The sequence below is a fragment of the Streptomyces sp. NPDC055966 genome (genome assembly GCF_042269865.1).
Taxonomy (GTDB): domain Bacteria; phylum Actinomycetota; class Actinomycetes; order Streptomycetales; family Streptomycetaceae; genus Streptomyces.
Window position 1 is genome coordinate 1 of sequence record NZ_JBHJYK010000088.1, and the last position, 1427, is coordinate 1427.

At 67.7% G+C, this 1427-nt stretch carries 1 protein-coding gene; it reads right to left on the reverse strand.

The features are described 5' to 3' along the window. Window positions 1-17 precede the first annotated feature (17 nt). A partial coding sequence (locus ACFC8N_RS48900; RefSeq protein WP_376296109.1) for an ISAzo13 family transposase occupies window positions 18-1427 on the reverse strand: 1410 nt, incomplete at its 5' end.

A 1427-nucleotide genomic window follows, 5' to 3' on the forward strand; every position in this document is an offset into this window, starting at 1 on the left:
TAAGGGCCCGCAGAGAATCAACATGCGGGTTTGATCCGGGTCGGGAGGTGGGTTCCGTATTGGTCGAGGTGGGCTGCGACGTCCGTCGGTGTGCGGAACCGGACGGTTGACGGTGGGATGGTGTAGCCGTGTTCAGTGAGCAGGGGCTGTACTTCTTGGACCGCTCGGCTGAGGGTGCTTCTGTCGATGCCGAAGAGTTCGGCCATGAGGCGGTGTGTGCCGAGTTTTCGCTGGTAGAGCACGGTGGCCAGGATTCGGTCCTGGGTGGGGAGTCGGTCTTTGGGGCCTGCGCCGGGAAGGCGGCGGCGCTCGCCGCCGCGTCGTGTGTGCCGGCCCTGCTCCCGGCGTGACATCAGTGCGGGAGTCACCGCGCTGATCAGCGCGTTCAGCTGCGGGATCGTCATGCCGGTGAGTTCTGGGTCACGGAGTCGGCCGAGGGGGAACAGCTCGTCGTCTTGCGGTGGACGAGGGGCCGCGGGGGCGGTGGGTACTGCCGTGCCGGGGGCCGAGCGGGCGTTCAGGGTGTAGTTCCAGTCGCCGTGGAAGCGGTGTCGGCTCATCGCCAGCGCGTCGATCTGGGCATCGGTGACCTTCACGCCGGTGTCGTAGCTGTCGGTGTCGAGGCGGGCCTCGACCCTCAGGCCGGTGCGGGTGGTGGTCGCCGCGATCGTCTCCACGATGACGTCATGGCTGCTCAGGGGCCTGCCGCGCCAGTTCATGGAGATATGGGAGAACAGCCGGTGCTCGATCCGATTCCACTTCGATGTGCCCGGAGGTAGGTGACACACTGTGATGTCCAGGCCGGTTTCGGTGGCCAGGGCGGCGAGTTCGGCCTTCCAGGCGCGGGTGCGGTAGCCGTTGGAACCGCCCGCGTCGGCGGTGATCAACAGCCGTGTGGCGTGCGGGTAGTCGTGTCGGCCGCGGGCCTGCCACCAGCGGCGGATGGATTCCACCGCGAACGCGGCGGTGTCGTGGTCGGTGCCGACGCTGACCCAGCCGGTGTTCGTCGCGATGTCGTAGATCCCGTACGGGATCGCCTTGCCCGGGCCCTGCCGGTCAAGGAAGTCGTGGGTCTTGACCTTGACCGGGTCGCCCGCCGGCTGCCACTCCCGCCCGGCGTTCTTGTACTGGCCGACCAGTTCCTTCTTCTTGCTGTCCACGCTGATCACCGGATCTCCGGCCCCGATGTGGTCCTTGGCCCGGTCGTTGATGTAGCGGAACTGGGCGTCCCGGTCCGGGTGCTGCTTGCCCTCGACGGTCTTGGAGTTGGCCTGCAGACTGAAGCCCGCCTCCCGCAGCAGGTCACCGACCGTGTCGGCACTGACCTTGTGTCCCTGGCGCGTCAGCTCGTCGGCCAGGTTCCGGGTCGACTTGGTCGTCCAGCGCAGCGGCGACATCGGGTCCCCGCGCATGTCCGGCTCGACCAG